We start from the raw sequence: 2,514 nt of genomic DNA on the forward strand, positions 1-2,514 counted from the left end.
AATGGCCACACATGCCCGATTTACCAAGGTAAAATCACCTTGAAAGAAAAGACAAAGTGGTGGTTGGGCAATTTCTCTTAGTAGTTCTGGATAGGCATCATCAGCCAAGGTGACCACTGAGTATTGTTTGACCAAATTGTAAACACGACGTAGTTCTCCCGACCGTATCGCGTCTCTAATTTTAGTTTGGGCATCAGCAGACAATTCCGTCAATGTAAATATTTCTTGCAACGTCAATCGCTGGCGCTGTGTTTCTTGCAAAAATTGCCAAATTTTATGACGCCCCATTAAACCAATTCCCGGTAATAATCGAACCCATAATAAAAAATCACGTCGTGTCATCATATCCCTCCTAACCAGGAAAGACGTTACACAACGTGATTTTTCTTTTTTACAACGGTTTCTAAGTCCGTTTATGCCAAGTATTGTTTCACCGGCGCAAACGTTCGTCGGTGGATTGGTGTGACACCGTAGGCAGCTAGACCTGCCAAATGCTCAGCTGTACCATAACCAGCATTGTGATCAAAGCCATATCCAGGATAGTCAACCGCATACGCCGCCATTAAGTCATCACGGAAATTTTTAGCCAAAATTGACGCTGCTCCGATTGAAATGCTCCGATCGTCACCTTTAATTAGCTTCTCTTGTGGCAACGGTAAATCAACCGTCATCGCGTCAATCAGTAAACCATCGACCTGAACGGATAAATTCTCAATGGCCTGTTTCATCGCCACCCGTGACGCCTCATAAATATTCAATGTGTCGATAGCAGCAGCATCAACAACACCAAACGCGAAGGCAACTACTTCTTCTTTAATTGCCGCATCCAAGGCCAATCGGGCTTTCTCGGACAATTGCTTTGAATCATGAACTGCCAACAAATCAAATTGATCATCAATTACAACCGCTGCCGCCACCACTGGACCAGCTAACGGGCCGCGACCAACTTCATCAACCCCAGCTAAGACAAGGCCCTCCGACCAAGCATCTCGTTCAAACGAAAGTCGGGCCTGAAAGGCTGCCAACTTTTCAGCTTGTTTCTGTTGCTGCTTTTCGTAACGATCAAGTAATTTTTGCACACCGATTCGGTCATCCTGTCGCCAGCGTACTAAATCAGCTGCCGTTGGCTGCGCTGCCAGGGCTAGCTTAATGGCCGAAATCGTCTCAGCTTTAGTCATCAACCACTTCTCCGATGTGATCTTCTGGCATTTCAACCGTGTATGTGCCTAACTTACCACGACGCAAATCAAGCAACATCCGTTCAGCTGCGCGATCATAATCATCCTTAAAGCCTAACTTTTGGGTAATCAGTAATAACAGTTCAACGTCGGTGTTCGTTTCCCAAGCGTCGTCTGCCAAATGATAACGTGCCACGATAGCATCTGGATTATATGTCCGCATAAACTTTAAAGTCGCCAACGCAATATCATCTTGGTTAATCAATTGGTCCTTAATTGCCCCAGTCATCGCCAGGTGCTCACCAACGCGTTGATCTTCAAACTTTGGCCATAACACTCCCGGCGTGTCCAAAAGCTCCAAGTTGGTCGGTGTCTTCAACCATTGCAACTTCTTTGTTACACCAGGACGATCACCTGTAATCGCAACATTCTTCGTGACCAAGTGATTCAACAACGTCGACTTACCAACGTTCGGAATTCCTGCAACAAGGGCACGAATTGGCTTATCTTTGACGCCTTTTTCTTCAAGGGCGGCCCACTTATCGGCTAATACCTTGCGCGCAGCCTTCGTCATAATTTGTGGCGTTTTGTGACCACGAGTGTCTAATGCAACGACTTCAAGGCCTTGATCCACGAAATACTTAGTCCAAGCCTTAGTTCGCTCAGGATCAGCCAAGTCTGTCTTCGTCATCACCAACAAACGCGGCTTGTTCCCCAACACCTCATCCAGTTCAGGGTTACGTGATGAAACTGGGATACGAGCATCCACCAATTCAAACACAATATCAACGTACTTTAAATTCTCACGCATTAAGCGGAAGGCTTTGGCCATGTGACCAGGGAACCATTGAATAATTTGGGCCATAATAGACTCCTTTCTATGTATGGTGGTAACCCACCAATTCGTCCTATTCTTCTGATGCCAAGTAACGAGACCAAGCTTCATCAAAAATCGACATACTATGCAAGTAACTTGCATTTTCTTCTAAATAACGAGACAAGCTTTCAAAATCTTCCGCTTGTTTTGGAAATTGATGGTCGTAAAACGCGGCATTGGCAAACGTTTGCACTTCGTCAAACGTTACCGGATTGCGTTGCGTCATCAACCATGAAAAAAATGGACGTTGCATTATCGTGTAAATCCTCCGCGGAAAACAAATTTGTTCTGGGCCGGCTCGATTGTCACCGCTTTAAACCGCATATCATTAACCTTCGGCGTCTTACCGAGATCGATGAGAATGGTTTGCTTTGACGTGTTAATGTTTAGCCAGTCTGGCAAGTTCATCATGTTGCCGATATAGCCCATAACGTACTTAACAGGCAATGGTAGTTGTCC

5 protein-coding genes are annotated in these 2,514 nt (G+C 45.4%); all 5 read right to left on the reverse strand.

Features of this window, described 5'->3' with window-relative positions:
- Positions 1 to 342: DNA-processing protein DprA (locus tag WEIDD23_RS02095; RefSeq protein WP_197458768.1), on the reverse strand; the 342-nt coding region annotated here is incomplete at its 3' end.
- A 71-nt stretch (positions 343 to 413) separates the two neighbouring features.
- Positions 414 to 1,178 carry a ribonuclease HII gene (locus WEIDD23_RS02100; RefSeq protein WP_010373720.1) on the reverse strand — a complete coding sequence of 255 codons (765 nt, stop codon included), beginning with the start codon at positions 1,176 to 1,178 and terminating at the stop codon, positions 414 to 416.
- Entirely contained in the window at positions 1,171 to 2,043 is an 873-nt protein-coding gene (gene ylqF / locus WEIDD23_RS02105) for a ribosome biogenesis GTPase YlqF (RefSeq protein ID WP_010373721.1), read from the reverse strand. Before ylqF ends, WEIDD23_RS02100 begins: the two co-directional genes overlap by 8 nt.
- Positions 2,044 to 2,086: 43 nt before the next feature.
- Positions 2,087 to 2,308, reverse strand: a complete 222-nt coding sequence (locus WEIDD23_RS02110) for a YozE family protein (RefSeq protein ID WP_062358713.1) — start codon at positions 2,306 to 2,308, stop codon at positions 2,087 to 2,089.
- Positions 2,308 to 2,514: DUF2140 family protein (locus WEIDD23_RS02115; RefSeq protein WP_156469549.1), on the reverse strand; the 207-nt coding region annotated here is incomplete at its 5' end. The genes WEIDD23_RS02115 and WEIDD23_RS02110, both read right to left, overlap by 1 nt.

Origin of the sequence: Weissella sp. DD23 (assembly GCF_001579105.1) — a bacterium.
GTDB lineage: Bacteria > Bacillota > Bacilli > Lactobacillales > Lactobacillaceae > Weissella > Weissella cibaria.